The sequence below is a fragment of the Sphingomicrobium astaxanthinifaciens genome (assembly GCF_022865105.1).
Lineage (GTDB): Bacteria > Pseudomonadota > Alphaproteobacteria > Sphingomonadales > Sphingomonadaceae > Sphingomicrobium > Sphingomicrobium astaxanthinifaciens.
The window spans coordinates 1,040,611-1,064,938 of the sequence record NZ_JAKNYM010000002.1 but is presented as its reverse complement, the minus strand read 5'-3'; the positions used below and the strand labels follow the sequence as shown (position 1 = coordinate 1,064,938).

At 69.2% G+C, this 24,328-nt stretch carries 26 protein-coding genes; 12 read left to right on the top strand and 14 right to left on the bottom strand.

The features are described 5' to 3' along the window. On the bottom strand, nt 1-1,347 hold the full coding sequence (locus L8951_RS09270) for a pilus assembly protein TadG-related protein (protein ID WP_244382737.1): 1,347 nt from the start codon (nt 1,345-1,347) through the stop codon (nt 1-3). A gap of 236 nt (nt 1,348-1,583) precedes the next feature. On the opposite strand from L8951_RS09270, the gene L8951_RS09265 reads away from it, so the two are divergent. Beyond that, nucleotides 1,584-2,786 (top strand): toxic anion resistance protein, encoded by a 1,203-nt coding sequence (locus L8951_RS09265; protein ID WP_244382736.1) that lies wholly within the window; start codon nt 1,584-1,586, stop codon nt 2,784-2,786. A gap of 13 nt (nt 2,787-2,799) precedes the next feature. Then, nucleotides 2,800-3,579: a hypothetical protein gene (locus tag L8951_RS09260; protein ID WP_244382734.1), complete on the top strand. Its 780-nt coding sequence runs from the start codon at nt 2,800-2,802 to the stop codon at nt 3,577-3,579. Nucleotides 3,580-3,632: 53 nt separating this feature from the next. On the opposite strand, the gene L8951_RS09255 is transcribed toward L8951_RS09260, so the two are convergent. The 4 genes from L8951_RS09255 to pgi are packed head-to-tail and all read right to left on the bottom strand — an operon-like array spanning nt 3,633 to nt 9,299. Next, complete coding sequence (locus L8951_RS09255) at nt 3,633-4,847, bottom strand: CaiB/BaiF CoA transferase family protein (protein WP_244382733.1); 1,215 nt, start codon at nt 4,845-4,847, stop codon at nt 3,633-3,635. Continuing rightward, nucleotides 4,844-6,430: a phytoene desaturase family protein gene (locus L8951_RS09250; RefSeq protein ID WP_244382731.1), complete on the bottom strand. Its 1,587-nt coding sequence runs from the start codon at nt 6,428-6,430 to the stop codon at nt 4,844-4,846. The genes L8951_RS09255 and L8951_RS09250 overlap by 4 nt, the downstream gene beginning before the upstream one ends. Then, nucleotides 6,430-7,782 carry a glutathione-disulfide reductase gene (gorA, locus tag L8951_RS09245; protein WP_244382730.1) on the bottom strand — a complete coding sequence of 451 codons (1,353 nt, stop codon included), beginning with the start codon at nt 7,780-7,782 and terminating at the stop codon, nt 6,430-6,432. Before gorA ends, L8951_RS09250 begins: the two co-directional genes overlap by 1 nt. Further along, nucleotides 7,779-9,299, bottom strand: coding sequence for a glucose-6-phosphate isomerase (pgi, locus tag L8951_RS09240; RefSeq protein ID WP_244382729.1), 1,521 nt, complete (start codon nt 9,297-9,299; stop codon nt 7,779-7,781). Before pgi ends, gorA begins: the two co-directional genes overlap by 4 nt. An 81-nt stretch (nt 9,300-9,380) precedes the next feature. On the opposite strand from pgi, the gene lepB reads away from it, so the two are divergent. The 4 genes from lepB (at nt 9,381) to L8951_RS09220 (ending at nt 12,231) form a co-directional block, all read left to right on the top strand. Next, nucleotides 9,381-10,217: a signal peptidase I gene (gene lepB / locus L8951_RS09235; protein WP_407696405.1), complete on the top strand. Its 837-nt coding sequence runs from the start codon at nt 9,381-9,383 to the stop codon at nt 10,215-10,217. Next, the gene (rnc, locus tag L8951_RS09230; protein ID WP_244382728.1) at nt 10,207-10,902 is read left to right on the top strand and encodes a ribonuclease III; all 696 of its coding nucleotides are present in this window, start codon (nt 10,207-10,209) and stop codon (nt 10,900-10,902) included. The genes lepB and rnc overlap by 11 nt, the downstream gene beginning before the upstream one ends. Next, a complete protein-coding gene (gene era, locus L8951_RS09225; RefSeq protein WP_244382727.1) occupies nt 10,899-11,789 on the top strand; it encodes a GTPase Era in 891 nt (296 codons plus the stop codon). Before rnc ends, era begins: the two co-directional genes overlap by 4 nt. A gap of 157 nt (nt 11,790-11,946) precedes the next feature. Continuing rightward, the gene (locus L8951_RS09220; protein WP_244382726.1) at nt 11,947-12,231 is read left to right on the top strand and encodes a hypothetical protein; all 285 of its coding nucleotides are present in this window, start codon (nt 11,947-11,949) and stop codon (nt 12,229-12,231) included. 6 nt (nt 12,232-12,237) lie between these two features. On the opposite strand, the gene L8951_RS09215 is transcribed toward L8951_RS09220, so the two are convergent. Together L8951_RS09215 and L8951_RS09210 are read right to left on the bottom strand one after the other, a co-directional pair. Then, nucleotides 12,238-12,936, bottom strand: a complete 699-nt coding sequence (locus L8951_RS09215; protein WP_407696404.1) for an NAD-dependent deacylase — start codon at nt 12,934-12,936, stop codon at nt 12,238-12,240. Nucleotides 12,937-12,941: 5 nt separating this feature from the next. Then, nucleotides 12,942-13,172 (bottom strand): hypothetical protein, encoded by a 231-nt coding sequence (locus L8951_RS09210; RefSeq protein WP_244383250.1) that lies wholly within the window; start codon nt 13,170-13,172, stop codon nt 12,942-12,944. 159 nt (nt 13,173-13,331) lie between these two features. Here L8951_RS09210 and L8951_RS09205 point away from each other — a divergent pair, with 159 nt between their 5' ends. From L8951_RS09205 to nth, 5 genes are all read left to right on the top strand, one after another. Then, on the top strand, nt 13,332-13,736 hold the full coding sequence (locus L8951_RS09205) for an acyl-CoA thioesterase (protein WP_456115178.1): 405 nt from the start codon (nt 13,332-13,334) through the stop codon (nt 13,734-13,736). 176 nt (nt 13,737-13,912) lie between these two features. Then, nucleotides 13,913-14,350 (top strand): hypothetical protein, encoded by a 438-nt coding sequence (locus L8951_RS09200; RefSeq protein WP_244382723.1) that lies wholly within the window; start codon nt 13,913-13,915, stop codon nt 14,348-14,350. Nucleotides 14,351-14,416: 66 nt separating this feature from the next. After that, nucleotides 14,417-15,106 carry a 4-hydroxy-tetrahydrodipicolinate reductase gene (gene dapB, locus L8951_RS09195; RefSeq protein ID WP_244382722.1) on the top strand — a complete coding sequence of 230 codons (690 nt, stop codon included), beginning with the start codon at nt 14,417-14,419 and terminating at the stop codon, nt 15,104-15,106. Continuing rightward, complete coding sequence (locus L8951_RS09190; RefSeq protein WP_244382721.1) at nt 15,103-15,258, top strand: DUF1963 domain-containing protein; 156 nt, start codon at nt 15,103-15,105, stop codon at nt 15,256-15,258. The genes dapB and L8951_RS09190 overlap by 4 nt, the downstream gene beginning before the upstream one ends. Then, nucleotides 15,255-15,926, top strand: a complete 672-nt coding sequence (gene nth / locus L8951_RS09185; RefSeq protein WP_244382720.1) for an endonuclease III — start codon at nt 15,255-15,257, stop codon at nt 15,924-15,926. The genes L8951_RS09190 and nth overlap by 4 nt, the downstream gene beginning before the upstream one ends. 3 nt (nt 15,927-15,929) lie before the next feature. On the opposite strand, the gene alr is transcribed toward nth, so the two are convergent. The 3 genes from alr to L8951_RS09170 are packed head-to-tail and all read right to left on the bottom strand — an operon-like array spanning nt 15,930 to nt 18,575. Next, nucleotides 15,930-16,967, bottom strand: coding sequence for an alanine racemase (gene alr / locus L8951_RS09180; RefSeq protein ID WP_244382718.1), 1,038 nt, complete (start codon nt 16,965-16,967; stop codon nt 15,930-15,932). A gap of 10 nt (nt 16,968-16,977) precedes the next feature. Next, complete coding sequence (locus L8951_RS09175; RefSeq protein WP_244382716.1) at nt 16,978-17,361, bottom strand: GFA family protein; 384 nt, start codon at nt 17,359-17,361, stop codon at nt 16,978-16,980. Next, nucleotides 17,358-18,575 carry a bifunctional alpha/beta hydrolase/OsmC family protein gene (locus tag L8951_RS09170; protein ID WP_244382714.1) on the bottom strand — a complete coding sequence of 406 codons (1,218 nt, stop codon included), beginning with the start codon at nt 18,573-18,575 and terminating at the stop codon, nt 17,358-17,360. Before L8951_RS09170 ends, L8951_RS09175 begins: the two co-directional genes overlap by 4 nt. Before the next feature lie 333 nt (nt 18,576-18,908). On the opposite strand from L8951_RS09170, the gene L8951_RS09165 reads away from it, so the two are divergent. Then, on the top strand, nt 18,909-19,802 hold the full coding sequence (locus L8951_RS09165; RefSeq protein ID WP_244382712.1) for a LysR family transcriptional regulator: 894 nt from the start codon (nt 18,909-18,911) through the stop codon (nt 19,800-19,802). A gap of 4 nt (nt 19,803-19,806) precedes the next feature. Here L8951_RS09165 and glmS read toward each other — a convergent pair whose 3' ends face one another. Genes glmS through phaR form a run of 4 tightly spaced genes read right to left on the bottom strand, consistent with a single transcriptional unit; the run spans nt 19,807 to nt 24,320 of the window. Further along, nucleotides 19,807-21,630 (bottom strand): glutamine--fructose-6-phosphate transaminase (isomerizing), encoded by a 1,824-nt coding sequence (gene glmS / locus L8951_RS09160; protein ID WP_244382710.1) that lies wholly within the window; start codon nt 21,628-21,630, stop codon nt 19,807-19,809. Then, the gene (glmU, locus tag L8951_RS09155; RefSeq protein ID WP_244382709.1) at nt 21,630-23,033 is read right to left on the bottom strand and encodes a bifunctional UDP-N-acetylglucosamine diphosphorylase/glucosamine-1-phosphate N-acetyltransferase GlmU; all 1,404 of its coding nucleotides are present in this window, start codon (nt 23,031-23,033) and stop codon (nt 21,630-21,632) included. Before glmU ends, glmS begins: the two co-directional genes overlap by 1 nt. A gap of 58 nt (nt 23,034-23,091) precedes the next feature. Continuing rightward, nucleotides 23,092-23,760 (bottom strand): hypothetical protein, encoded by a 669-nt coding sequence (locus L8951_RS09150; RefSeq protein ID WP_244382708.1) that lies wholly within the window; start codon nt 23,758-23,760, stop codon nt 23,092-23,094. Between the two features lie 56 nt (nt 23,761-23,816). Continuing rightward, nucleotides 23,817-24,320 carry a polyhydroxyalkanoate synthesis repressor PhaR gene (gene phaR / locus L8951_RS09145; RefSeq protein WP_244382706.1) on the bottom strand — a complete coding sequence of 168 codons (504 nt, stop codon included), beginning with the start codon at nt 24,318-24,320 and terminating at the stop codon, nt 23,817-23,819. Nucleotides 24,321-24,328 lie beyond the last annotated feature (8 nt).

Below are 24,328 nucleotides of genomic sequence, written 5' to 3'. Positions count from 1 at the left end.
TCAGGCTACCAGTCGGATCAGCCGTCCGCCTTCGAAGGTGGGGATCCCCATGTGCGCGCAGTCCTTCTCGAACTTGTTGGTGTTGCCGGTCGAGTTGTTGCCCGAGAATTCGACGCGGCGCGCGACGATCCGGGTGCAGATGAAGCTGCTCGTGCCGTTGCCGTTGTAGGCCAGCCCCTGGTTGGGGAAGTAGAGCACCCCCTCGATGATCCCGGTCGAGCCGCCGTTGATCTTGTTGGGGTTGAGCTTGTTCTTGTTGACCGCCCGCCGGTCCTGGAAGATCGCGAGCCCCGCCCAGTCGCCGCTGCTCGGCGCCGACAGCGTCATTTCCGCCCCCGCGTTCATGTCGAAGGTACCGATCGGCGCGGTCGTCGACGTGTTCGAATTGGTCAGGACGATGGTGACATCCTTGCCGGTGAGCTTGCCCTGCACCCTCGCGTTTCCGCCGTCGACATAATAGACACCGGGCGGCAGGTTGATGGTGTCGCCCGGCTGCACGTCGATCGACGAGAAACAGTTGATCGGGTCGCCGCCGCTGGTCTTAGAATTGACGAAGTCGAAGCTGGCGTTGAGTACCGGCGCGGCGGTGGTCGTGGTGTTCTTCCCCCCTTGGACGACGACTTTCTGCGCGGTGCAGTTCATGTCGTTGGGATCGGGGTTCACGTCGCCATAGGGGTCCTTCATCTTCGAGACATAGGGGTCATATTTGTCGACCACCCAATTGTCCGATTCCTGGATGCCACCGACGCTGGCGATGACGCTCGCCCTCATCGTCACATTGCCCTTCGCGATCGCCGAGTTGGCGGCGGTCGAGTTGGTGATCATCCCGCAGTCCATCTCGACCCCGGCATTGCCCGACCCGGTAATCCCGGTGGTCGAGGTGTCCTCGAGGCTGATGACGCAATAATCGTCGGTGCCCGGCACCGAGGCGGCGATAGATTCGGCCTGGATCTCGGGCGGGTCGCTCATGAACATGCCGCTGAACGACAGCGGCCGCGCGACCGACAGCTTGACGTAGACGCGCAGCGTCTGGTCGCCATCGTCGGCCAGCAGGTCGACCTCGGGATAGCCCGACGACAGCGGGATCCCCGTGTGGTGGTTGAGCGCGAGGTCCTTGTCGACCGCGGCCTCAACCTTGTCCTTGTCGTCCTTGACCTGGACGCGCTCGTAGACCCCGGCGATCGCCGCCGAATCCGCCGCGCGCTGCAACTGGCGCTTCCACAGCGTCCACTGGATCGTGTCGGTGGCCAGCCCCGCCGCGCCGATGAACAGCGGCAGCGTCGCCCCCATCACCACGAGCACGTTGCCGCGCTCGTCATTCCATACTCTGTTCAGCAGCTTGCGCATGCCCGTCGCCTCCCGGCCGTGTCCCAATCGGATCACCCCATAGCAAGCGGATGGTGAGCGAAGCCTTGAATGACATGGTTAACGCCGCGTAACCCCCATCGCCCCGCGGGGGCGCCCTTGCCGCGCGGGCCCGAGCGTCCTACATGAATAATACAGTCTTTATGGCTTGCCTTGTCCGGCCCGCATGGGTCACCTTCGCCGACGACACCAGGCAAGCGCCGCAAAAGAGGGATTTCATGGCCACCCAGACCGAAACGCAGACGCCGACCAAGATCAACCTCGACCCGCCCGAGGCGTTGCAGCCGCTGAGCACCCAGCAGGCGGCGGGGCTGGTCCCGCTCAAGGACGAGGAGCGCACCCAGCTCGACAGCAAGGTGGACAGCTTTGTCGAGGAGCTTGCCGCGCTCGATGCCAACAGCCCCGAGTTCGGCAAGAAGGTCGACCAGTTGACCGCGATGGGACGCCGCGAGATCGCCGAGGCGGCGGGCGCCTCCTCGCGCTTCCTCGACCGCCCGGTCAAGGCGATCGACGCCGACACCGGGATCGGCGCCGACCTCACCAAGCTGCGGCAGACGGTCGAGGAACTCGACCCGTCCGAAAATTCGAAGATGTTCACCAGCCGCAAGCTCCTCGGCATCATCCCCTTCGGCAAGCGGGTGAACCGCTATTTCGACAAGTATCGCTCCGCGCAGAGCCACATCAGCGCGATCCTCGAGCGGCTCGGCAACGGCAAGGACGAGCTGCTGATGGACAATGCCGCGATCGATACTGAGCGCGCCGGACTGTGGAAGACGATGCACAAGCTCGAGCAGATGATCCACATCTCCAAGCAGCTCGATGCCGCGCTCGAGGCCAAGGCCAACGAACTCGACGCGACCGATCCCGCCAAGGCCAAGGCGATCCGCGAGAGCGCGCTCTTCTATACCCGCCAGCGCACGCAGGACCTGCTCACGCAGATGGCGGTCACGGTGCAGGGCTATCTCGCGCTCGACCTCGTCAAGAAGAACAATGTCGAGCTGGTGAAGGGGGTCGACCGCGCCTCCACCACCACGGTCGCCGCGCTACGCACCGCGGTCACGGTGGCGCAGGCGATGAGCAACCAGAAGCTGGTGCTCGGCCAGATCACCGCGCTCAACCAGACCACCGCGGGGATGATCGATTCGACCGGCGAACTGCTCAAGTCGAACACCGCCGCGATCCACGAACAGGCGGCCAGCTCGACGATCCCGCTCGAGACGCTCCAACGCGCCTTCCAGAACATCTACGACACGATGGACCAGATCGACCAGTTCAAGCTGACCGCGCTCGGCAACATGAAGCAGACGGTCGACGTGCTCGAGGGCGAGGTCGAGAAGTCGAAGGGCTATATCGCGCGCGCCGAAGGGGTCGAGCAGGCCAAGCTCGAGGCGCAGAAATCGCCCTTCGAGGCGCTCGAATAGGACGGGACCGGCGATGAGCATCGAGGAGGGAATTGCCGCGGTTGAACGGCAGGCGCGCGAGATGGAGCGGCTACCCGCGGTCCAGGAGCGCACCAACGCCGCGCTCGATCGCGCCGACCGGGTGCTCGGCGGGATCGACAGCCCGACGCGGCGCCGCGACCTCGAGCAGATGGGGCGCGACCTCACCAACGCGCTGGTGCGCGCCGGGCTGGCGATCGGGGTGGTCAGCCTGCTGACCATCGGCGTCGGCATGGTCGTGCCGATCGGGCTGTTCGGCTTCCTCGCCGCGGTCGGCATCGCCATCGGGCTTGCCGCGATCGTCGCCTTCTTCCCCCGCCGGGCGGCGGTGACGATGGGCGAGATCAGCGCGCGGATCGGCAATGCCGACCTCGTCGCGCGGTTCGATCGCTTCCTCGCGGCGGCGCGCCGCGACCTGCCCACCGTGGCCCGCGCCGAACTCGATGCGCTGCGCGCGCGCGCCAAGGCGATGGCGCGGCTGCTCGACAATGCCGATGCGGGCGACCCGCAGGTGGCCGACGCGCGGCGGCTGATGAGCCAGCACCTCCCGCTCCTGATCGAGCGCTACGAGCAGGTCCCCGAAAGCTATCGGCTGACCCGCGACAACGAGGGGCTGACCGCCAACCAGCGGCTCGCCGACGGGCTGCGCTCGGGGCGCGAGGCGCTCGAGGAACTGGGCGAGAGCCTGGCCCGCAAGGACGTCCACGCGCTCGAGAGCCATGGCCGCTTCCTCAAGAACCGCTACGGCGAGAAGAAGAGCGAGTTCGACCGCTAGGCGCCGATGCGCCGGGCCGGCGGGGTCGCGCCAGCGGCGGCGAAGGAAGAGGGCTAGCCCACGATCCCCGCCCCGCGCAGCGCCGCGAGGCGATCGGCGCCGAGCAGTTCGGCGAGCACTTCCTCGCTATGTTCGCCCAGCGCGGGCGGGGCGAGCGCGGCATCGGCACGCGCGCCATCGAGGCGGATCGGCGAACCGACCATCGGCACCTCGCCGAGCGCGCCTGCCCCGCGCTGCTGCGCGGCGCCGCGATGCGCGGCCTGCGGGTCGGCGAGCGCCTGGCTCACGGAATTGATCGGCCCCGCGGGGATGCCCGCCTCGAGAAGCTTTTCCATCCAGTGATCGGCGGGGGCGTCGGCGATCACCGCGCCGACCTTGGCGACGATCGCCTCGCGGTGGGCGACGCGCGCGGCGTTGGTGGCGAAGCGCTCGTCCTCGGCCCATTCGGGGTGGCCGCAAAGCGCGGCGAGCCGCGCGAACTGCCGATCGTTACCGACCGCGATGATCAGCGGCTGGTCGCTCGCCATGAAGGGCTGGTAGGGCACGATATTGGGGTGGCTGTTGCCCTGTCGCACGGGGTCGCGCCCCGAGACCAGCGCGTTGGAAGCCTGGTTGGCGAGCACCGCGAGCTGGGTGTCGAACAGCGCCATGTCGATGTGCGCGCCCTGCCCCGTGCGCTCGCGCTCGTGCAGCGCGGCGAGGATCGCGGAGGCGGTGTACATGCCGGTGAAGATGTCGGCGATGGCGACGCCGACGCGTAAGGGGCCCCCATTTTCCATCTCGTCGGGCAGCCCGGTGAGGCTCATCATGCCCCCCATCGCCTGGATGATATAGTCGTAGCCCGCGCGGGAAGCATAGGGCCCGTCCTGCCCGAAACCGGTGACCGAGGCGTAGACGAGCCTCGGGTTGGCGGCGCGCAGGCTGGCGGCGTCGAGGCCATATCTGGCGAGCCCGCCGACCTTGTAATTCTCGACCAGCACATCGACGCCGGCGGCCATCTGGCGCACCACGTCCGCCCCCTCCGGCGTCGAAAAGTCGAGCGCCACGCTCTTCTTGCCGCGGTTGGCGGCGAGGAAATAGGCGGCGACCCGCTCGCCCTCATGCTCGTGCCACGGCGGCCCCCAGTGGCGCGTGTCGTCGCCCGCGCCGGGCTTTTCCACCTTGATCACCTCAGCGCCGAGGTCGGCGAGCAACTGGGTGCACCACGGCCCCGCCAGCACGCGGCTGAGATCGAGCACCTTGAGTCCCTTGAGCGGCGCCGCACTCATGCCGCGTTCCTCCATTTGCGCTTGTCCGACAAGATGGTTTTCGCCGCATTATGCCCCGGCGCGCCGGTCACCCCGCCTCCCGGATGCGCGCCCGAGCCGCACAGATAGAGCCCGTCGAGCGGCATCCGATAGCTCTGGTCGCCGAGCCGAGGGCGGGCCGAGAAGATCTGGTCGAGCGTCATCTTGCCATGGAAGATATCGCCCCCGACCAGCCCGAAGCGGCTCTCGAGGTCGGCGGGCGAATGGACCTGCCGCGCGATGACGCTGTCGGCGAAACCGGGCGCATAGCTGTCGACGGTCCGGATGATTTGGTCGGCCGCCGCCTCGCGCTCCTCGGCCCACGTCCGCTTGCCCGGCAGCTTGTAGCGGAAATGTTGGCAGAAGAGGCTGGCGACGTGGCTGTGCCTGGGCGCGAGTGTATCGTCGAGCGTCGAGGGCAGGAGCATCTCGATCACCGGGTCCCGGCTCCAGCCGTCGAGCACCGCGCTGGCATGCGCGCGCGCCATGTGATCGAGGCTCGGCGCCATGATGATCCCCGCGGTCAGGTGATCGCCGCGCCCCGGCAGGCTGGTGAAGCTCGGCAGCCGCTTGAGCGCGACGTTCATCCGGAAGGTCGCGCTCTCGCAGGCCCAGCCGGCATAATGCGCCGCCGCGTCCTCGGGGAGCGCGCCCTCGGGCAGGAGTTGGTCGGCCAGCAGCCGCGGGTTGGCGTTGGACACGACCACTTTCGCGCGGATCGCCTTGCCGCCGACGACGACGCCGCAGGCGCGCCCGCCCTCGACGATCACTTGCTCGACCGGCACGCCCAAGCGGATGTCGCCCCCCGCCTCGCGCACGCTGCGCGCCATCGCCTGCGTGATCGCGCCCATCCCGCCGATCGCATGCCCCCACGCCCCCTGCACCCCGTTGGCCTCGCCCAGCAGGTGGTGGAGGAGGACGTAGGCGGTGCCCGGTTCGTAGGGCGAGGCGAAATGGCCGACGATGCCGTCGAAACCGAACAGCGCCTTGGCCAGCTCGCCCTCGAAGCGCGCGTCGAGCACGTCGCCCGCGCTCTTGAGGAAAAAGGCGGCGAGCGCGTCGACCTCGGCGCGGTCCATCCCGACGACGTCGCGCGCCAGCCGCAGCCAGTCGCCGAGCCCCGAGACGCGCTTGGCCGCCACCGGGGGGGCCTTGAGCATCCACCGGCGCACCAGCGCGACGAGCCCCTGCAGCTCGGTTTCATAAGCGTCATAGGCCGGCCCGTCGGCCTTGTGGTGGCGCACCAGCTCGGCGCGGGTCCGCCCGCCGCGCCCGGCGAGCAGGTAGTCGCCCCCGCGCGTCGGCAGGAAATTGTCGAGCTTGCGCAGCACCACTTCGAGCCCGTGACGGTGCAGCTCCATGTCGCGAATGATCCGCGGCTGGAGCAGGCTGACCGTGTAGCTGGCGGCCGAGTTGCGGAATCCCTCGTGAAACTCGTCGGTCACCGCCGCGCCGCCGACGGTATCGGCCGCCTCGACGACGAGCACGTCGAGCCCCTTCTTGGCAAGGTAGAAGGCGCAGGTCAGCCCGTTGTGCCCCGCCCCGATGACGACCGCGTCGTGCATCAGCGCATCAGCACCAGTTCTTCCGCCATCGTGGGATGCAGCGCGATGGTGTCGTCGAACGCCTGCTTGGTCAGCCCCGCCTTCACCGCGATCGCGGCCGCCTGCATCACCTCGGGCGCCTCGGGGCCGATCATGTGGATGCCGACCACCACGTCGGTATTGGCATCGACGACCAGCTTGTAGAGCGAGCGCTCGTTGCGCCCCGCGAGCACGTTCTTCATCGCGCGAAAATCGCTGGTGTAGGTCTTGTAGGCCCCGCCTAGCTGCTCGCGCGCCTCGCTCTCGGTCAGCCCGACCGCCGCGATCGGCGGGTGGCTGAACACCGCGCTCGGGATATTGGCGTAATCGACCGTGCGATCCTGCCCGTCGAAGAGGTTGTCGGCGACCGCATGCCCCTCGCGGATCGCCACCGGGGTGAGCTGGATACGGTCGGTGACATCGCCCACCGCATAGATGTGATCGACGCTGGTGCGGCTATGGTCATCGACGCAGATCGCGCCGCGCTCGCCCATCGTCACCCCTGCCTCTTCGAGCCCCAGCCCCTCGACATTGGGCACGCGCCCGGTGGCGAAGAGCAGTGCGTCGACCTCCATGTCCTCGCAGCCGTTCATGGTCAGGCGGAGCGAGCCGTCACCCTGCTTCTCGACCTTGTCGAAGGTCGAATTGAAGATGAAGCGGATGCCCTTGGTCATCGAGATCTGGAGCAGCCGGTCGCGCACCTGGTGATCATAGCCGCGCAGGATCCGGTCGCCGCGATTGACGATGGTCACGGTCGAGCCGAACTCGTTGAAGATGCCCGCGAATTCGTTGGCGATATAGCCGCCCCCGGCGATGGCGATGCGCTTGGGCAGCGTGTCGAGCTTGAACACGTCGTTCGAGACGATGGCGTGCTCCTGACAGCCCTCGATCTCGGGGACATGCGGCCGCGCACCCACCGCGATCAGAATATATTTGGCGGTGACGCTGCTGCCGTCGGACAGCGTTACCTCGTGCCCGCCGCCGAGTGACGCGCGGCAATCGTGGATGGTGACGTCGTTGCTACCGAGCGTGTTGCGATAGAGGCCTTCGAGCCGGTCGACCTCGTGGGCGACGTTGTCCCTGAGCTTGCCCCAGTCGAAGCTCTTGCCCTCCACCTCCCAGCCGAAGCGCGCGCAATCCTCGAGATCCTCGGCGAAATGCGCCCCGTAGACGAGCAGCTTCTTGGGCACGCAGCCGCGGATGACGCAGGTCCCGCCGACGCGATATTCCTCGGCGATCCCGACCTTGGCCCCGTGGCTCGCGGCGATGCGCGCGGCGCGCACCCCGCCCGAGCCCGCACCGATCACGAACAGGTCGTAGTCGTAATTGCTCACAGCCCGGCCTTTCCGATGAGCGCCTTGGTCGAGGGATCGAACTCCTCGCGGGTTTCGGGATCGTCGATCGCGCGCGCCATCTCCTTGCCCAGTTCGACGCCATATTGGTCGAACGGGTTGATGCCGAGCATCACCGCCTCGGCGAAGGTGCGATGCTCGTAGAAGGCGATGAGCGCGCCCAGCGTCTGCGCATCGAGTCGGTCGAGCAACAGCGTCGCCGAGGGACGGTCGCCCGGATAGGCGCGCGCGGCATCCTCTTCATTGGCGCGCCCCGCCATCAGCGCCGCGCCCTGCGCGAAGGCGTTGAGGAGGAGCTGGCGGTGCTGGCGCGGGTCCTGGCTGTCCTCATTCTCGATCACCGCGACGAATTCGACCGGCACGAGGTGGCTGCCCTGATGGAGCAGTTGGAAGACCGCGTGCTGGCCGTCGGTCCCCACCCCGCCCCACAAGATCGCGCTGGTCGGGCGGTCGAGCGGGGTGCCGTCGGCGGTCACCCCCTTGCCGTTCGATTCCATCACCAACTGCTGGAGATAGGGGGCGAGCAGCCGCAGCCGTTCGTCATAGGCGAAGACCGCGCGCGTCTCGGCGCCGCGGTTCTGCGTGTAATAGAGGTCGCTGAAGGCGGCGAGCACGGGGGCGTTCTTTACGAGCGGGCGCAGCTTGAAATGGCGGTCCATCGCCGCCGCCCCCTCGAGCAGCTCCTCGAACTTCTCGTAGCCGAGCGCCAGCGCGATCGACACGCCGACCGCGCTCCACAGCGAATAGCGCCCGCCCACGCTCTCGGCGAAGGGCAGGATGCGCGTCTCGTCGATACCGCTCGCGATCGCCTTGTCGGGGCTCGCGGTGACGGCGATGACGCGGCCATAGGGATCTTCCATCCCCGCGCCCTCGAGCCAGTCGATCGCGGCGTCGAGGTTGGTCAGCGTCTCCATCGTCGACCAGCTCTTGGACACGGCGACGACCAGCGTGGTCTCGGGGTCGAGCCCGATCAGCGCCTCGTCCATCGCCTCGCCGTCGATATTGGCGACGAAGCGCAGGTCGACATTCTGCCCCTCGCGCCCCAATGCGTCGACCACCAGCGCAGGCCCCAGCACCGAACCGCCGATGCCGATATGCAGCACCGCCTCGATCTCGCCGAAGGCGTCGGCCTCGATCGCGTCGATCAGCTGGCGCATGCGGCGGCGCATCGCGGCGGCGAGCTCATTGTCGTCATTGCCCCCCTCGCCGCGCTCGGCGACATGGGTGGCGGCGCGGTTCTCGGTCGGGTTGACGACCGCGCCCGCGAACAGCGCCTTGCGCGCGTCTTCGAGCCCGCTCGCCTGCGCCAGTTCCTCGAACATCCCGACGAGGTCGACATCGAGATGGGTCTTGGAAAAGTCGAAGCGGATGCCGCAATCCTCGATCACCAGCCGCTCGAGCCGGTCGGGTTCGGCATCGAACAGCGCGCCGATCGGCGGCCCCTCGTAATTGAAGATGGGGTCGAGGGCGGCGGCGCGGTTGTCGGTGCTGTTCGTCATCGAGGGCACCCATAGCGAAGGCGGCGGCGAATGCCATCCCCGCTTGACCTCGGCCACGCGGCGGTCGAAGGGACAGCGCATATGGCCAAGACCGACAAGACCGCCCCCGACAAGAAGCCCGAGACGCTCGGCTCAATGACCCGCTTCCTGCTCGGGCTGGCGCTGTTCGCCTGGATATTGCGCAGCCTCGTCGTCGCGCCCTTCTCGATTCCCTCGGGCTCGATGCTGCCGACGATGTGGATCGGCGACTATCTGTTCGTCGGCAAGTGGCCCTACGGCTATTCCAAGTACAGCTTCCCGCTCGGCATCCCGCCGATCGAGGGACGCATCCTCGCCGATGATCCCGAGCGCGGCGACATCGTCGTCTTCCGCCCGCCGGGGCAGGAGGACACCGACTATGTCAAGCGGGTGATCGGGCTGCCGGGCGACCGTATCGAACTGCGCGACGGGGTCGTCGTGCTCAACGGCACGCCGATCGAGCGGCAGCGGCTGGGGCGCGATTTCGCGCTGCCGATCTCCCCCAACAGCCCGTGCAAGGTGGTCGAGGGCGGCGAGCGCTTCGTCCAGCCCGGGGCCGACGGAGTCGATCGCTGCCACTACCCCGCCTTTCGCGAAACGCTGCCGTCGGGGCGCAGCTATACGGTGCTTGACCAGCGCCGCGCCTCGATCGGCGACGACCGCGCACCGCTGACCGTGCCCGCGGGGCATTATTTCCTGATGGGGGACAATCGCGACGACAGCCTCGATTCGCGCTTCCCTCCCGCGGTCGGCGGGGTCGGGCTGGTGCCGCAGCAGAACCTCGTCGGGCGCGCGCTGGGCAATTTCTGGTCGACCGACGGGTCGGCGAGCTGGTTCCTGCCATGGACCTGGCTGACCGCGCTGCGACCCGGCCGGATCGGGGTCGGCTATGGCGACTGATCCCGCCGCCGCCGCCGCCGCGCTCGCGCGCGAGCTGTTCGACCACGAGCCCGCCGACCGGGCGCTGTTCGTGGCTGCGCTGACCCACGGCAGCCATGCTGGCACCCAGCGCGGCGAGGCGAGCTACGAGCGGCTCGAATTCCTCGGCGACCGGGTGCTCGGGCTGGTCGTCGCCGAATGGCTCTACGCGCGCTTCCCCAAGGAAGAGGAAGGCAAGATCGCGCGGCGCTACAACGCGCTCGTCGCGCGCGAGACCTGCGCGGTGGTCGGCCGCTCGCTCGGGCTGCCCGACCATATCCGCCTCGGGCGACAGGCGCGCGACGACAAGGCGCAGGAGAGCGACAATGTCATCGGCGACGTGGTCGAGGCGCTGATCGGCGCGCTCTACCTCGAGGCGGGGCTCGCGCCGTGCGCCACCTTCGTGCGCACCCACTGGGCGCCGTGGCTCGAGGGCCAGCGCAAGGCCCCCGTCCACCCCAAGTCGGCGCTCCAGGAACTGGCGGCGGCGCGCAAGCTCGGCACCCCGAGCTACGAGCGGACGGGCACCAAGGGCCCCCCGCACAATCCCGTCTTCACCGTCCGCGTCACGCTGCGCGACCATGTCGCCGAGGCCGAAGGCGCCTCCAAGCAGGAGGCCGAAACCGCCGCGGCCAAGGCGCTCTTGAAGGAACTTAAGCCATCATGACCACTTGCGGTCTCGTCGCCGTGCTCGGCGCCCCAAACGCGGGCAAGTCGACCCTCGTCAACGCGCTCGTCGGCCAGAAGGTCGCGATCACCAGCCCCAAGGCGCAGACCACCCGCGCCCGGCTGATGGGGATCGCGATCCACGAAGAGGCGCAGATCCTGCTGCTCGACACGCCGGGCATCTTCGCCCCCGGGCGGCGGCTCGACCGGGCGATGGTCAAGGCCGCGTGGGACGGCGCCGAGGACGCCGACCGGCTGGTCGTCATCGTCGATGCCGCCGCGGGCATCGGCAAGCGCGTCGAGATGCTGATCGAGGGTGTGTGCGAGCGCAAGGAACCGCGCATCCTCGTGCTCAACAAGGTCGACCTCGTGAAGAAATCCAAGTTGCTCGAACTGGCGCAGACGCTGTCCGAGCGGCTGGCGCCCGAGGCGGTGTTCTTCGTCTCGGCCACCAGCGGCGACGGGGTGAGCGACCTCAAGCAGCATCTCGCCGAGGCCATGCCCGAGGGCCCCTGGCATTTCCCCGAGGACCAATTGTCCGATGCCACCGACCGCATGATCGCCGCCGAACTGACCCGCGAACAGCTCTACAACCAGCTCCACCAGGAGCTGCCCTACGCCTCGACCGTGGTCACCGAGAAGTGGGAGGAGCGCAAGGACGGCTCGACCGCCATCCACCAGCAGATCCGCATCGCGCGCGACAGCCAGAAGGGCATCGTGCTGGGCAAGGGCGGCGCCAAGCTCAAGGCGATCGGCGAGAAGGCGCGCGCCGAGATCGCCGAGCATCTCGGGCGCAAGGTACACCTCTTCCTTCACGTCAAGGTCGATCCCAAGTGGGACGAGGACCGCGAGGTCTATGACGAGGTCGGGCTCGACTGGAAGGCCTGATCGCGCGCCCCGGCGGCACGCCCCGGCTTGACACTAGGCCTTGAAAAGACAGGCGAAAACGTCGCCTCGGACCCCGAATCATGCTATGAAGGGCGCTTGGGTCGTGGATCGACTCTGCGAGCGGCGATGCGCGTTCCCTTTGCCAAGGAGAAGCCCCATGTTCGCCCCTACGCTGCTCATGCTCCTCGCCGCCGAGCCGGCCCCGCTCCCGGTCGCGGTCCTGTTCCAGTCCGAACCCGTCACGGTCATCGCCGCGCGCCCGCTGCGCAGCTTCGAGCATGACGGGATGACCTATCGTTACCAGGTGACCGACGAGGCCGCGGGCCGCCGGATCGAGGGCGAACGGGTCGACGACGGGTTGCGGTTCGAGCTGCTCGCCCGCCCCAACGGCCGGGTGCGCGGGTTCGTCAACGATCGTCCCGTCATGTATCGCGCGCGCTAGCGGCGGCTACGCCTGCGTGTCGAGCAGCTCGTCGACGAAGGCGGGCACGAGGTCGCTCGCCGCCCCCTGCCGGCTGTCGTGGAAGAAGCTCGACCCCTGGCTCGGCTCGAGGTTGAGCTCGACGCAATGCGCGCCGCGATAGCGCGCCGACTGCACGAAACCGGCGGCGGGATAGACCGCGCCCGAGGTGCCGATCGACACGAACAGGTCGGCGCGCATGAGCGCCTCCTCGATCCGGTCGAGCCCGTAGGGCATCTCGCCGAACCAGACGATGTCGGGACGCAGTTCGGGGGCGCGGCACCACGGACAGGGCGGGGTGTCGGCAAGGTCGCCCGCGACCGGCGAGCGCTCGGCGCAGTTGAGGCACAGCGCGTTGGTCAGTTCGCCATGCATGTGCAGCAGCCGCCGCGCGCCCGCGCGCTCGTGCAGGTCGTCGACATTCTGCGTCACGATCAGCAATTCGCCGTCCCATTCGGCGTCGAGATAGGCCAGCGCCTCGTGCGCGCGGTTGGGCTGCGCCTGCGCCAGCTGCGCGCGGCGCGCGTCGTAGAAGCGGTGCACCAGTTCGGGATCGCGCGCGAAGGCCTCGGGGGTGGCGACATCCTCGACCCGGTGCCCTTCCCACAGGCCCTCGGGACCGCGAAAGGTCGCCAGCCCGCTTTCGGCGCTGATCCCCGCGCCGGTGAGGACGACGATATTATCCATCGGCGTCAGCGGCCATCGCCGTCGGCCTTCGCGCGCGCGAGCAGCCGCTCGCGCATCGGTTCGAGCATCGCCCAGCGCGCCACCATCAACCCGACCCCGACCCAGAAGGGGATCGCCGCCCAGTCGGGCAGCGAGACGAAGCGCGCGTGGATCGCGCAGGACAGGGCAAAGCAGGTCCAGCCGATCGCCGCGAACAGGCGGTCGTGGCGCACGAGGAGCGACAGCAGCATATCCATCGCCCCCACCATGCCGCGCCGACGCAGCGCTGCAAAGCCCCCGCTGCGCGCGCCGGGCGTGGCCCGCGCGCAACGCCGCGCGGATCTTGCCTACCGCCACCCGTGCGCGGGGCGGACGATGCGCGCTTCGCCATTGACACTTGTGTCAATAACGCCAACATGGGGGGCATGTCCGAGCATGCCTTCCACCATCCGATCGGGATCGAACCCGCCGACATCGACCATATGGGTCACGTCAACAATTCGGTCTATCTCAAATGGGTACAGGACGCGGTCGTCGACTATTGGTCGAAGGTCGCCCCGCCGGACGCGGTGGCGCGCCACCTGTGGGTCGCGCTCAAGCATGAGATCAGCTATCGCCGCCCGACCTTCCTCGACGATGTCGTCGTCGCCGACGTGATCGCCGAGAAGGTGTCGGGCGCGCGCGCCTTCTTCACCACGGTGATCAAGCGCGGCGAGGAGACGATCGCCGAGGTCAAGAGCGTCTGGTGCTGCCTCGATGCCGTGAGCCAGCGCCCTGCGCGGCTGGCCAAGGACGTCGCTGCGCGGTTTCTCGAGCGCTAGCGCCCCCGCGCTGCCCGGACTAGCTTTTTTGTTAAACTTGCGTTAACCATCGTCGCGAGAACGACGCTGGCTCGGGGCGTCATGGGGCGGGCTCGACCGCCCGCGCTGCGGGCCCCGCCGTTCTCTTGCTCGAAAGCCGGTCCGTGGGGGGTCGGCACCAAGAGGGGACGATCATCATGAAACGACTGATGCTTGCGGCAGGCCTTGCCGCCGCCACCATGTGGGCGACGCCCGCCGCCGCGCAGGACTGGCCGATGACGCCGGGCAGCTACTGGGAAGTGACCGGAATTGACATCGATGACGGGCACATGCTCGACTATGCCAACTGGCTCGCCTCGAGCTGGAAACGCGGGCAGGAGTTCGCCAAGCAGCAGGGCTGGATCAAGGGCTATCACATCCTCAACAATGTCCATGCCCGCCACGACGAGCCCGACATCTATATCGTGACCATCTTCGACGACATGGTCTCGCCCGAGGAAGGCGAGCGCCGCCGCAAGGCGTTCCAGCAGCATATGGAGCGGACCGCCGCGCAGCTGCAGCAGGAAAGCGGGCAGCGCGCCACCTTCCGCCACGTCGGCAGCACGGTGCTGCTGCGCGACATGGTCTTCAAATAGGATCGAGCGCCCCGCCCCGGCGCGGCCTCGCTTGCGCGGAGCCGCCGGGGCGGGCACAAGGCGCCCATGAAGATCGCGCTCATCGCTCCCGACGGCCGGATGGGCCGCGCCATCACCGAGTCCGCCGCTGCGGCGGGCATCGAGATCGTCGACACCGGCGCCGATGTCCTCGTCGATTTCAGCGCGCCACAGGCGCTGCGCGGCTCGATCGATCGCGCGTTGAGCGAGAATGTGCCGCTGCTGGTCGGGACCACCGGGCTCGACGAGGGGCACGACCAGCTGCTCGCCGACGCCAGCGCCGACATCGCCGTCCTCAGGGCGCCCAACACCTCGCTCGGGGTGGCGCTGCTCGCCGACCTCGTGACCCGCGCGGCGCGGATCCTCGGTCCCGACGAGTGGGACATCGAGATCGTCGAGGCGCACCATCGCCACAAGGCCGACGCGCCCTCGGGCACCGCGCTCCACCTCGGGCTCGCCGCCGAACGCGGGCGCGGCGAGGACGCGCATGACGAACTCGGGCGCTGCGGCACCGGGCTGTCGCGCGAGACCGGCGAGATCGGTTATGCCGCGGTGCGCGGCGGGACGGTGGCGGGCGACCATGACGTGCTCTTCCTCGGTCCCGACGAGCGGCTCATCCTCTCGCACCGCGCCGAGAGCCGCGCGATCTTCGCGCGCGGCGCGCTGACCGCCGCCAAATTCCTCCACGGCCGCGATCCCGGCCTCTACACGATGGCCGACGTGATCGCCGCCGAATGACCCCGCAGCTGTTCGGCCGCATCCTTCTCCGGCTGGCCTGCGACGAGCAAGTCGTATGCAGCGACGTCGGCGAGTCGAGTTTCCTCGACCGCCGCGACGACCTGCTCGCGCGCCAGTTCGACCGCCTGCTCTTCACCTGGGACTGTTCGTGAAAAAAGCCGACATCTTCGAATTCTACGCGCGCCTCGCCGAGGACAACCCCGCCCCCGAGACCGAGCTGGCCTATGGCAATCCCTACCAGCTGCTGGTCGCCGTCGCCTTGTCGGCGCAGGCGACCGATGTCGGGGTCAACAAGGCCACGCGCGCACTGTTCGAGAAGGTGAAGACGCCGCAGGCCATGCTCGACCTCGGCGAAGAGGGCCTCAAGGAGCACATCAAGACGATCGGGCTGTTCAACCAGAAGGCCAAGAACGTCATCAAGGCCGCGCAGATCCTCGTCGAGGAGCATGGCGGCGCGGTGCCCGAGGACCGCGAGGCGCTCGAACGGCTGCCCGGGGTCGGGCGCAAGACCGCCAATGTCGTGCTCAACACCGCCTTCGGCCACCCCGCGATCGCGGTCGACACGCATATCTTCCGCGTCGCCAACCGCACCGGGCTCGCGCCGGGCAAGACCGTGCTCGCGGTCGAGAAGAAGCTCGAGAAGGTCACCCCCGAGCCCTTCCTCCTCAACGCGCACCACTGGCTGATCCTGCACGGGCGCTACACCTGCAAGGCGCGCACCCCCGAATGCTGGCGCTGCCGCGTCGCCGACCTGTGCCGCTTCAAGAAGAAGACCCCCGCGCCCAAGCCGCGCGCGCGCCGCGCCGCCGCCTCGTCCTAGTCGCTAGTCGGTCCAGTCCCGCGCAAAGCGCGACCCGAGCCCCGTCAGCACCTCGTAGGCGCTGATCCCGCTCGCCCGGGCGATCGCGTCGACATCGAAGTCGAGCCCCAGCCAGTCGCCCTCGCGCACCTCGTCGGCGCGGGTGACGTCGGCGGCGACGAGGTCCATCGACACGCGGCCCAGCAGCGGCAGCAGCGTGCCGCCCCAGCGCGCGTGCCCCTGCCCGCTCATGTTGCGCGGATAGCCGTCGGCATAGCCGATGTTGAGGATCGCGACCGGGGTATCGCGCTCGGCCACGAAGGTCGCGCCATAGCCGATCGCCTCGCCCGCGCGCACCACGCGCCGCTGGAGCACCTGCGTCTCGACCGTGACGACGGGGGAGAGAAAGGCCTCGGCGCCCGGCGCCGGGGCGCCGCCGTAGAGGCCGATGCCGGGGCGGGTGAGGTCGAAGGCATAGTCGGGGCCGAGCAGGATCCCGGCCGAATTGGCGAGGCTGTAGCGTCGCGCGCGCACCCGCGCGCGCGCGGCGGCGAAGCGCTCGCGCTGCGCCGCGTTGAGCGGATGCGCGGGATCATCGGCGCAGGCCAAATGGCTGTGCAGCGTGTCGATGTCGAGCCCCTCGAGCGCGTCGAGTTCGTCGCCCCCCACCCCGAGCCGGTTCATCCCGCTGTCGACCATCACGTCGCAGGGGCGCTCGCCGAATGCGGCGCGCCAGCGGCGGACCTGCCCGAGCGAACAAAGCACCGGGCGCGCGGGCGAGGCGCTCGCGGCCTGCCCGTCGTCGGGGCCGAGCCCGTGCAGGACCGCCAGCCGCGCCCCTTCGGGCAGTTCGCCGAGCGCCGCCGCCTCGCTCCAGGTGGCGACGAAGAAGTCGCGCGCCCCCGCGGCGTAGAGCGTGTCGAGCACCGCGCGGGCACCGAGCCCGTAGCCGTCGGCCTTGATCGCCGCGCCCGTCTCCACCCCGCCGCGCGCGGCGAAGAAGCGCCAATTGTCGGCGAGGGCTTGGCGCGACAGGCGCAGGCGAAGCGGGCGGTGGACCATCAGGCCAGCGCTAGCCGCCCTCGGGCGTGCCGTCGAGGGTCGCCTTGGCGAGGTCCCAGTTGGCGCCGTCGAAATCGCGGCACTCGAGCGCCACCTCCTCGTCGAAGCAATGCGCGTTGAGGCTCCAGTCGCCAGGGTGGCTGCGCGGCTGGTAGCAGCTCTTGACCCCGCAGAAGCGGCAGACGAGGTGCGCTGCGCTGCCCGTCCCGAAGCGGTAGGTGGTCAGCGCATCGGCGCCGCGCAGCAGCGTGAAGCGCGCGTGCGGCACGAACACGTGGAGGTGCCCGGTCTTGCGACAGATCGAACAGTTGCACGCCAGCGCCTCGAGCGGCGGGTCGGGAAGCTCGGCCTCCCAGCGGACCACGCCGCAATGGCAGCCACCGAGGGTCTTCACGGCGCGCTCGTCGTGTGGATGTGCAGCTCGCCCTCCAGCGTGCGATGGACCGGGCAGCGCTCGGCGATCTCGATCATGCGGCGGCGCTGTGCCTCGGTAAAGTTGCCCTCGAGCCGGATGTGCCGGTCGATCGCCTCGATCCGCTCGGCCCCCTCGTCGTCGACGTCCGAACGGGTGTCGGCATGGTGGTCGCGGCTGTGCTCGAGATCGATCGTGACATGGCGCAGGTCGATCCCCTTGTGCCGCGCATACATGGCGATGGTCATCGAGGTGCAACTGCCGAGCGCGCCGAGGAGCAGGTCATAGGGGGTGGGACCATCATCGTTGCCGCCATAGGAGACGGGCTCGTCGAGCAGGAGCCGGTGGGTCGGGGTGATCATCCACTGCGCGAACTTGCCCCCCGCCGTCTCCACCCGCACCGTCCCGGTCAGCGCCGCCGCGGGCTCGGCGGCGCGCGGCGGGGCATAGCGCGCCGCCCACGCCGCGATGATGCCCGCGGCATAGCGCGCGTCGGTGTCGCGGGTGAGCAGGTGGTCGGCATCGTCGAGCGAGACGAAGCTCTTGGGGTGGTGCGCCGCCTCGAAGATCGCGCGGGCATGCTCGATGCCGACCAGCTGGTCGGTCGGGGCGTGCATCACGAGCAGCGGATGGTCGAAGCGCTCGAGCCGGTCGGCCTGGAGTGCGCCGCGGGTTTCCTCGATGAACTGCTTCTTGACGCAAAAGTCGCGCCCGCCGATCCGCACCACCGCCTCGCCGTCGACCTCGATCTCCTCGATCCGGTCGCCGAGATGGCGCAGCACATGGTCGGTGTCGGAGGGCGCCCCGATGGTGGCGACCGCGCCGATCCCCTCGATCCGCGCGGCCGCGGCGATCACCGCCGCGCCGCCGAGGCTGTGGCCGACCAGCAGCCCCGGGGCGAGCCCGGCGGCACGCAACGCGTCGGCGGCCGCCTCGAGGTCGGCGACCTGCGTGGCGAAGCCGGCGAAATCGCCTTCGGAGCCGCCGAGCCCGGCAAAATCGAACCGCAGCACCGCGAACCCCTCGGCGGCGAGCGCGCGGGCGATCAGGGTCGCGCCGCGGCTGTCCTTCCCGCAGGTGAAGCAATGCGCGAAGATCGCCACGGCGCGCGGGGTGACATAACGCGGGCGCTCGAGGCGGCCGTCGAGGCGATGGCCGCCCGCCCCGGTGAAGCTGAAGGTCTCGGTCGCGTGCATGCTGCTCCTTTGCCCCTCTCAACGGCCCGTACGGCAAAGGGTGCCGCGGGGCGACACCCTTTCGTTCGCGTCGGGGCGCGGGTCAGGCGAGCGCCACGGCCACCGCGGCGACCGGTCCGGCCGCGACATGGGGCGCGAGCAGCGTGCTCGACAGGGCGATGGCGAAGATGGCGGCGAACAGGCGGGTCATGGTGCTTCTCCCTCTGGGTGGCGGACCGGCGAGCGGCCCGATGGCTTGGCTTCTACCCCGGCGCGCCACGGCGCGGCAGCCACCAGTTCGCCGACCTGTCCTGCATTTTTGCAGCCCCGGCCCGCGCGGCGTAGAATGTGACGATGTTCGACTGGGACGACCTGCGCTACTTTGTCGGCGTCGCCGACGCGGGCAGCACGCTCAAGGCCGCCGCCCGGCTCGGCGCCAACCAGACGACGGTCGCGCGCCGGATCGCCGCGCTCGAGCGCGCGCTCGGGCACCAGCTGTTCGAGCGCGGGCGCGCGGGCTATCGGCTGACCGAGGTCGGGCAGCGGCTGCTCGCGCACGCACGCCCCGTCGCGGCGGCGGCGTCCGCCTTCGCCGCCGAGGCCGCGGCCGCGCGCCGCGCGCTCAGCGGGACGGTGCGGCTCACCGTTAACGAGATCTATTCGGAAATGATGCTGACCCCGCTCCTCGCGGGGTTCAAGGCGGCGCACCCGCAGGTCCGGCTCGAGCTCGACCATGCCCACGAGACCCGCGACCTCGGGCGCGGCGAGGCCGATATCGCGCTGCGGGTCGCCACCCGCATCGAGGGCGATGCGCTGATCGCGCGGCGGATCGGCGAGGATCGCTGGACCTTTTATTGCAGCGCCGCCTACGCCGCCGCCAACGGCAAGCCGCGGGACATCGACGCGCTCGCCGACCATCCGCTGGTCGGCGGCGGCGGCCCCGGGGTGTGGGACATCTACGGTCGCTGGCTGGCGCACCACGCGCCGGGGCTCGAGCCGGTGACGCTCTACGACAGTTCGACCGGGCTGCTCGCCGCGGTCCGCGCCGGGCTCGGGCTCGCCGCACTGCCGTGCCTCGCGGTCGCCGATGACCCCGCGCTCGAGCCCTGCTTCGCCTCGGGGCCGGTGCGGCGGGCGCTGTGGATCGTCACCCACGAGCGCACCCGCCAGTCGCCGCACATCGGCGCGGCGATGACCTATTTCGGCGACGCGCTGGTGCGCCGCGCCGCCCGGCTCGGCCTTCGCTGAGCCGCTACTCGACGGTCACCGACTTGGCGAGGTTGCGCGGCTGGTCGACGTCGGTGCCCTTGGCGACCGCGACATGATAGGCGAGCAGCTGCACCGGGATGGCGTAGACGATCGGCTGGATCAGCGGGTGCGCGGTCGGCATCTCGATGGTAGCGATGCAGCCATCGCCGGCCTCCTCGAGCCCCTTGGCGTCGGACACGAAGATGATCTGCCCGCCACGCGCGCGCACTTCCTGCATGTTCGAGACGGTCTTGTCGAACAGCGGCCCCGAGGGGGCGAGCACGATCACCGGGACCTTTTCGTCGATCAGCGCGATCGGCCCGTGCTTCATCTCGCCCGCGGCATAGCCCTCGGCGTGGATATAGCTGATTTCCTTGAGCTTGAGCGCCCCTTCCATCGCCAGCGGATAGTCGGGCCCGCGGCCGAGGTAGAGCACGTCGCGCGCGGGGCTGACGAGATGCGCCATCGAGGCGATGTCCTCGTCATGCTCCAGCGCGCGCCGCATTGCCTCGGGCACCTCCTGGAGGTGCGCGACGATGTCGGCCTCCTCGGCGGCGTCGATCTTGCCCTTGGCGCGCGCGAGGTTGGCGGCGAAGGCGGCAAGCACCGCGAGCTGGCAGGTGAAGGCCTTGGTCGAGGCGACCCCGATCTCGGGACCCGCGTGGGTCGGCAGGATGAGATCGGCCTCGCGCGCCATGGTCGAGGTCGGCACGTTGATCACCGCGGCGATGACCTGCCCCTCCTCCTTGGCGTGACGCAGCGCGGCCAGCGTGTCGGCGGTCTCGCCTGACTGCGAGATGAAGAGCGACAGTTCGCCCTCCTTGAGGATCGGATCGCGGTAGCGGAACTCGGAGGCGACATCGATGTCGACCGGGATGCGCGCGAAATGCTCGATCCAATATTTGGCGACCATGCCGGCATAGAAGCTGGTCCCGCAGGCGACGATGGTGATGCGGTTGATGGTCGACAGGTCGAGGCTGCTGTCGGGCAGCGCCACTTCGCCGTCATAGGGACGCAGGTAGCTCTGCAGCGTCTGCGCGACGACGATCGGCTGCTCGAAGATCTCCTTTTGCATGAAGTGGCGATAATTGCCCTTCTCCACGCTCGCCGCCGAGGCGCCCGAGATGACGATCTCGCGCTCGACCGGCTGGTTGTCGGCATCGAAGATCTGCACCGCGTCGCGCGTCAGCACTGCCCAGTCGCCATCGTCGAGATAGGCGATGCGCTGGGTCCAGGGGGCGAGCGCGATGGCGTCCGAGCCGAGATAGTTCTCGCCCTCGCCATAGCCGATGGTGAGCGGGCTGCCGCGCCGCGCGCCGATGACGATGTCGGGATGCTGGCGGAACAGGAAGCCCATCGCGAAGGCGCCGTGGAGCCGCGAGAGGATCGCGCCGACCGCTTCCTGCGGGGTCTTGCCGCGCTTGAGTTCGCGCGCGACGAGATGCCCGACCACCTCGCTGTCGGTATCGCTTTCCATCACATAGCCGTCGGCGACGAGCTCCTCGCGCAGCGGCTTGAAGTTCTCGATGATGCCGTTGTGGATGATCGCGACGTCGCCCGCGATATGCGGGTGCGCGTTCTTTTCGACCGGCGCGCCGTGGGTGGCCCAGCGGGTATGCGCGATGCCGATGTCCCCCGCGAGCGGCCGTTCGGCGAGCACCGCGGCGAGGTTCTGCAGCTTGCCCTCGGCGCGGCGACGCTGGAAGTCGCCCCCCTCGAGCGTGCAGATGCCGGCCGAATCATAGCCGCGATACTCAAGCCGCTTGAGCCCGTCGAACAGGCGGTCGGCGACGGATTCCTTGCCGACGATGGCGACGATTCCACACATTACTTCTGGTCCTCTTTGCTTTCGAGCGCGGCGGCGACCTGCCGCTTGCCCACGCCCGCTTTCTTCTGTTCGCCGGCCTTGTCGCGGAAGCTTTTCGCCGCGCCGGCCAGTTCCTTCTGTTGCCCGCGCGCGATCGCGATCGCGTCGGCGGTGACGTCCTTGGTGACGACCGAGCCCGCGCCGACGATCGCGCGCTCGCCGATCACCACGGGGGCGACGAGCGCGCTGTTCGAGCCGACGAAGGCGTCGGCGCCGACGATGGTCGGCCACTTGTTGAAGCCGTCATAATTGCAGGTGATGGTGCCCGCCCCGAGGTTGGCGCGCGGGCCGATCGCGGCGTCGCCGACATAGGTCAGGTGGTTGGCCTTGGCGCCCGCGCCGAGCACCGCATTCTTGATCTCGACGAAATTGCCGACCTTGGCGCCGCGTTCGAGCCGCGCGCCGGGGCGCAGCCGGGCATAGGGGCCGACCTCGCAGCCCTCGCCGACGTCGCACCCCTCGAGGTGCGAATGCGCGCGGATGGTCGCCCCGTCGGCGACCCGGACGCCGGGGCCGAACTGCACGAAGGGCTCAATCGTGACGTCGGCCCCGAGCTCGGTATCCCAGCTGAAGAACACGGTCTCGGGGGCGCGCAGCGTCACCCCCGCGGCCATCGCTTCCTCGCGCTTGAAGGCCTGCCACTGCGCCTCGGCCTGCGCCATTTCGGCGCGGCTGTTGATGCCGGTGACCTCGCGCTCCTCGCCCTTGACGACCACCGGGCGGCGCCCCTCGCGCTTGGCGATGTTAACGATGTCGGGAAGATAATATTCGCCCGCCGCATTGTCGTTGTCGACCTCGGCGAGCCAGTCGAACAGGCTCGCGCCCTCGACCGCCATCATGCCCGAATTGCACATCCGGCAGCGACGCTCCTCGGGGCTGGCGTCCTTGTGCTCGACCATCTTGTCGATCCGGTCGTCGCCCATGGTGATGATCCGGCCATAGGCCTTGGTATCCTCGGGCTCGAAGCCGAGCGCCACGATCCCGGGCTTGTCGTCGGCCTCGAGCCGCTCGACCATCGCGCGCATCGTCTCGGCGCGGACCATCGGGACATCGCCGAACAGCAGGATGACCGGCCCGACATGCCCCGCCAGCGCCGCCTGCGCCTGTTGCACGGCATGCCCGGTTCCCAGTTGCTCGGTCTGTTCGGCGAAGGTCAGGCCGCGCCCGTCCAGCGCCGCCTCGAGCTGTTCCTTCCACTGGCCGACGACGACCACCGTGCGGCTGGCCGACAATTGGTCGACGCTGCCGAGCAGGTGTTCGATCATCGGGCGGCCGGCGATCGGGTGGAGCACCTTGTGCAGCGCGGATTTCATGCGCGTGCCCTTGCCCGCGGCGAGGACGATGATGGCGGGAGACTGGTTCATGGCCGCGCCCGATGGCATGAAGAGGTTAAAAGTTCCAGACTCTTAAGCCGCTCGCGGCCTACTTTTTCGCCTTCCCACCCGGGGGCGTCGCGCGCTCGGGCTTGGCCGCCGTGTTTTTCTTGGGGGCAGCCTTGCCGGCGGCGCCCGTCTTGGCCGCCGCGGCGCTGGTCGCGGGGGCGCGGCGCGCCGCGGTCTTGACCCGCGCCGCGCCCGCGGCGGCGGCCTTGGCCTTGGCGGTTCGAGGCCCGGTCTTGGCCGAGGATTTCGGCTTGCCCGAGGACTTGGGCTTGGCGGCAGTTTTCTTGGCCGCGGTCTTCTTGGCGGCGCTTTTCTTGGCAGCCGGTTTCTTGGCGGCAGCGGGCTTGCCCGGCGCCTTCGCGGCGGGCGCCGGCTCGCCCGCCGGGTGCGCTTTCGGCGCCTTGGTGGGCTGGCGCGGCGCGACCGCGTCTTCCCAGTCGCCCGACAGCATCCGCTGCGCGGCATCGGCGAGCCCCTCGACGATCATCGCCCCCATCCGGGTGGCGGTGGTCATCGTCTCGGCCGCCGCGCGATTGGCCTTGTCGGCGGCCTCGAGCGTGGCCTCCTGGATCTTGCGGCGCGCGGTCGGGCTGGCCGCGATCGCGGCGGCCGCCGCAGCGAGCCCGGCGGCGATCATCTCGGGGCTCATCGCCGCGCGGGCGAATTTCTCGGCCTGCGCCTTGCGGTCGGTCTTGTCCTTGCCAGCCATCAATTCCCTCCGTTGCCAATCTTCGACAAGAGACGGTCGGGCCGGGGAAAGGGTTCCTAGAGCTTGTCGACCTTGGCCTTGAGCGCGGCCAGTTCGGCGCGCAGCTTCTCGACCTCGTCCTTGCCCTCCTTGCCCGCGCCCGCGCTCGCGCCGGGGGTGAACGCCGAGGCGGCGGACTGGAACATCTCCATGTTGCGCCGCGCCATCTCGGTCATCACCGAGGGGTCGAAGGCCCCGCCCATCGCCTTCTGCTGCTCGCGAAACGCGGCCATCGCGGCTTCGAGATAGGTCGGCACCGCGCCCTGCATCGCGCCGCCGTACATGCTGATCAGCTCGCGCAGGAAGGAGACGGGCAGCATCCCGCCGCCATCGGCTTCCTCCTCGACGATGATTTGGGTGAGCACCTGGTGGGTGATGTCGTCGCCCGACTTGGCGTCGATCACCTCGACCTCGCGCCCCTCGCGGATCATCCGCGACAGGTCATCGAGCGTGATATAGCTCGAGCGTTCGGTGTCGTAGAGGCGGCGGTTGGCATATTTCTTGATGACGACCTTGGGCATCGTCGCTC

Coding starts and splice junctions, on each gene's coding strand:
- L8951_RS09270 (WP_244382737.1), bottom strand. CDS start 1,347: ATGCGCAAGCTGCTGAACAGAGTATGGAATGACGAGCGCGGCAACGTG.
- L8951_RS09265 (WP_244382736.1), top strand. CDS start 1,584: ATGGCCACCCAGACCGAAACGCAGACGCCGACCAAGATCAACCTCGAC.
- L8951_RS09260 (WP_244382734.1), top strand. CDS start 2,800: ATGAGCATCGAGGAGGGAATTGCCGCGGTTGAACGGCAGGCGCGCGAG.
- L8951_RS09255 (WP_244382733.1), bottom strand. CDS start 4,847: ATGAGTGCGGCGCCGCTCAAGGGACTCAAGGTGCTCGATCTCAGCCGC.
- L8951_RS09250 (WP_244382731.1), bottom strand. CDS start 6,430: ATGCACGACGCGGTCGTCATCGGGGCGGGGCACAACGGGCTGACCTGC.
- pgi (WP_244382729.1), bottom strand. CDS start 9,299: ATGACGAACAGCACCGACAACCGCGCCGCCGCCCTCGACCCCATCTTC.
- lepB (WP_407696405.1), top strand. CDS start 9,381: ATGGCCAAGACCGACAAGACCGCCCCCGACAAGAAGCCCGAGACGCTC.
- rnc (WP_244382728.1), top strand. CDS start 10,207: ATGGCGACTGATCCCGCCGCCGCCGCCGCCGCGCTCGCGCGCGAGCTG.
- era (WP_244382727.1), top strand. CDS start 10,899: ATGACCACTTGCGGTCTCGTCGCCGTGCTCGGCGCCCCAAACGCGGGC.
- L8951_RS09220 (WP_244382726.1), top strand. CDS start 11,947: ATGTTCGCCCCTACGCTGCTCATGCTCCTCGCCGCCGAGCCGGCCCCG.
- L8951_RS09215 (WP_407696404.1), bottom strand. CDS start 12,936: ATGGATAATATCGTCGTCCTCACCGGCGCGGGGATCAGCGCCGAAAGC.
- L8951_RS09210 (WP_244383250.1), bottom strand. CDS start 13,172: ATGGATATGCTGCTGTCGCTCCTCGTGCGCCACGACCGCCTGTTCGCG.
- L8951_RS09205 (WP_456115178.1), top strand. CDS start 13,332: ATGGGGGGCATGTCCGAGCATGCCTTCCACCATCCGATCGGGATCGAA.
- L8951_RS09200 (WP_244382723.1), top strand. CDS start 13,913: ATGAAACGACTGATGCTTGCGGCAGGCCTTGCCGCCGCCACCATGTGG.
- dapB (WP_244382722.1), top strand. CDS start 14,417: ATGAAGATCGCGCTCATCGCTCCCGACGGCCGGATGGGCCGCGCCATC.
- L8951_RS09190 (WP_244382721.1), top strand. CDS start 15,103: ATGACCCCGCAGCTGTTCGGCCGCATCCTTCTCCGGCTGGCCTGCGAC.
- alr (WP_244382718.1), bottom strand. CDS start 16,967: ATGGTCCACCGCCCGCTTCGCCTGCGCCTGTCGCGCCAAGCCCTCGCC.
- L8951_RS09170 (WP_244382714.1), bottom strand. CDS start 18,575: ATGCACGCGACCGAGACCTTCAGCTTCACCGGGGCGGGCGGCCATCGC.
- L8951_RS09165 (WP_244382712.1), top strand. CDS start 18,909: ATGTTCGACTGGGACGACCTGCGCTACTTTGTCGGCGTCGCCGACGCG.
- glmS (WP_244382710.1), bottom strand. CDS start 21,630: ATGTGTGGAATCGTCGCCATCGTCGGCAAGGAATCCGTCGCCGACCGC.
- glmU (WP_244382709.1), bottom strand. CDS start 23,033: ATGAACCAGTCTCCCGCCATCATCGTCCTCGCCGCGGGCAAGGGCACG.
- L8951_RS09150 (WP_244382708.1), bottom strand. CDS start 23,760: ATGGCTGGCAAGGACAAGACCGACCGCAAGGCGCAGGCCGAGAAATTC.
- phaR (WP_244382706.1), bottom strand. CDS start 24,320: ATGCCCAAGGTCGTCATCAAGAAATATGCCAACCGCCGCCTCTACGAC.